1 tRNA gene and 2 rRNA genes are annotated in these 3,206 nt (G+C 54.6%); all 3 read left to right on the forward strand.

Going from position 1 to position 3,206, the window contains the following annotated elements:
- Window positions 1-4: 4 nt before the first annotated feature.
- Window positions 5-2,796, forward strand: a 23S ribosomal RNA gene (locus SP5_RS18260).
- Between the two features lie 171 nt (window positions 2,797-2,967).
- A 5S ribosomal RNA gene (rrf, locus tag SP5_RS18265) occupies window positions 2,968-3,082 on the forward strand.
- Between the two features lie 46 nt (window positions 3,083-3,128).
- Window positions 3,129-3,205, forward strand: a tRNA-Met gene (locus SP5_RS18270).
- Window position 3,206: the final 1 nt, after the last annotated feature.

Consider the following 3,206-nt stretch of genomic DNA (forward strand, 5'->3'; position numbering starts at 1 on the left):
CTCTCAAGCGTGAGGTAAGGGCAATTCGTGGATGCCTTGGCATGTACAGGCGATGAAGGACGTGGCACGCTGCGATAAGCGTCGGTGAGGTGTGAGCAACCTTTGACCCGACGATTTCCGAATGGGGAAACCCACCTATCCGATTAATCCTGCACGTTGGAAACGGCGGTCAGGGTTAGTTGGTTCAGGTATCTCTTAACTGAATACATAGGTTTCGAGAAGCGAACCCGGTGAACTGAAACATCTCAGTAGCTGGAGGAAAAGACATCAACCGAGATTCCGTTAGTAGTGGCGAGCGAACGCGGACCAGGCCAGTGCCTTTCATTCAAGTAGCAGAACACTCTGGAAAGTGTGGCCATAGCGGGTGACAGCCCCGTATGCGAAACTGATGTGAAAGGACTCGAGTAGGGCGGGACACGTGTAATCCTGTCTGAACATGGGGGGACCACCCTCCAAGCCTAAATACTCGTACATGACCGATAGCGAACTAGTACCGTGAGGGAAAGGTGAAAAGCACCCCGATGAGGGGAGTGAAACAGTACCTGAAACGGATTGCCTACAAGCAGTAGGAGGGTCTTTATGGCCTGACTGCGTACCTCTTGCATAATGGGTCTGTGACTTAATGTTTCAAGCAAGCTTAAGCCGATAGGTGTAGGCGCAGCGAAAGCGAGTCTGAATAGGGCGCTTTAGTTTGAAGTATTAGACCCGAAACCCGGCGATCTATGCATGACCAGGATGAAGGTGCGGTAACACGCACTGGAGGTCCGAACCGATTAACGTTGAAAAGTTACCGGATGAGTTGTGCTTAGGGGTGAAAGGCCAATCAAGCCGGGAAATAGCTGGTTCTCCGCGAAAACTATTGAGGTAGTGCCTCGAGCGGACACCATAGGGGGTAGAGCACTGGATGGTTGCGGGGGTCGCGAGATCTACCAATACTAACCAAACTCCGAATACCTATGAGTGATACTCGGGAGACAGACGGCGGGTGCTAAGGTCCGTCGTCAAAAGGGAAACAGCCCTGACCTACAGCTAAGGTCCCCAAGTCGTGTCTAAGTGGGAAAGCATGTGGAAATCCCAAAACAACCAGGAGGTTGGCTTAGAAGCAGCCATCCTTTAAAGAAAGCGTAACAGCTCACTGGTCTAAACAAGGGTTTCTGCGGCGAAGATGTAACGGGGCTCAAGACACGCACCGAAGCTTAGGGTGTGCACGCATGTGCACGCGGTAGCGGAGCGTTCCGTAAGCCTGCGAAGCGATCTGGTAATGGGTCGTGGAGGTATCGGAAGTGCGAATGCAGACATGAGTAGCGATAAAGAGGGTGAGATGCCCTCTCGCCGAAAGACCAAGGGTTCCTGCGCAAGGCTAATCCGCGCAGGGTGAGCCGGCCCCTAAGACGAGCCCGAAGGGGGTAGTCGATGGGAACCACGTTAATATTCGTGGGCCTGGTGGTGTGTGACGGATGGTGTGTGTTGTCTGACCTTATCGGATTGGTCAGGCTTCGAAACTGTCCCGGGAAATAGCCCCACCGTATAGACCGTACCCGAAACCGACACAGGTGGTCAGGTAGAGTATACCAAGGCGCTTGAGAGAAGTGTCCTGAAGGAACTCGGCAAATTGCCTCCGTACCTTCGGAAGAAGGAGGCCCCATGTAAGCGCAAGCTCTCATGGGGGGCACAGGCCAGGGGGTAGCGACTGTTTAGCAAAAACACAGGGCTCTGCTAAGTCGGCTTCAAGACGACGTATAGGGCCTGACGCCTGCCCGGTGCCTGAAGGTTAAGTGGAGGAGTGCAAGCTCTGAAATGAAGCCCAGGTAAACGGCGGCCGTAACTATAACGGTCCTAAGGTAGCGAAATTCCTTGTCGGGTAAGTTCCGACCTGCACGAATGGCGTAACGACTTCCCCACTGTCTCCAGGACATGCTCAGCGAAATTGAATTCTCCGTGAAGATGCGGAGTACCCGCGGTTAGACGGAAAGACCCCGTGCACCTTTACTGCAGCTTCAGAGTGGCATTGGACAAGAACTGTGTAGCATAGGTGGGAGGCTTTGAAGCATTGGCGCCAGCCGATGTGGAGCCATAGGTGAAATACCACCCTGTTGTTGTTTAATGTCTAACCTCGTACCGTGAAACCGGTACAGGGACCCTCTGTGGCGGGTAGTTTGACTGGGGCGGTCGCCTCCTAAAGAGTAACGGAGGCGCGCGAAGGTTGGCTCAGGCCGGTTGGAAACCGGCTGTTAGAGTGCAATGGCATAAGCCAGCCTGACTGCGAGACTGACAAGTCGAGCAGAGACGAAAGTCGGTCATAGTGATCCGGTGGTCCCTCGTGGAAGGGCCATCGCTCAACGGATAAAAGGTACGCCGGGGATAACAGGCTGATAACCCCCAAGAGCTCATATCGACGGGGTTGTTTGGCACCTCGATGTCGGCTCATCACATCCTGGGGCTGGAGCAGGTCCCAAGGGTTTGGCTGTTCGCCAATTAAAGTGGTACGTGAGCTGGGTTCAGAACGTCGCGAGACAGTTTGGTCCCTATCTGCCGTGGGCGTCGAAATTTGAGAGGAGTTGACCCTAGTACGAGAGGACCGGGTTGAACGTACCTCTGGTGTACCTGTCGTCGTGCCAACGGCGCAGCAGGGTAGCTATGTACGGACGGGATAACCGCTGAAAGCATCTAAGCGGGAAGCCTCCCTCAAGATAAGATTTCTCAGGACGGTCGAAGACCACGACCTCGATAGATCGGATGTGGAAGTGCGGTAACGCATGGAGCTAACCGATACTAATTGTCCTATTCGCGCTTGAGAGCTCCACACCCCCACCATCAGCCCTGGGCTAGATGGACAAGGGTGCGGTCATAATCCCAAGCCAGGTGCATCGATTTTATACCCAGCACACCCCGAAGCGAGGCATCCTCTCCTCGGGGTCCCCATCAAGTGCCACTTGATGGGGAAAACAGTATTCGCGGACTCTATTGCCTGGTGGCCATAGCGTCGGTGTCCCACCCGATCCCATCCCGAACTCGGCCGTGAAACCCGACTGCGCCAATGGTACTACTGCTCAAGCAGTGGAAGAGTAGGGCGTCGCCAGGCATTATAGTCCGCGTATACACAAAACCCATTCACAACCTCACACCCCCGCGGGGTGGAGCAGCCCGGTAGCTCGTCAGGCTCATAACCTGAAGGCCGCAGGTTCAAATCCTGCCCCCGCAACCAA

This window comes from Sphingomonas parapaucimobilis NBRC 15100 (assembly GCF_000787715.1).
Lineage (GTDB): Bacteria > Pseudomonadota > Alphaproteobacteria > Sphingomonadales > Sphingomonadaceae > Sphingomonas > Sphingomonas parapaucimobilis.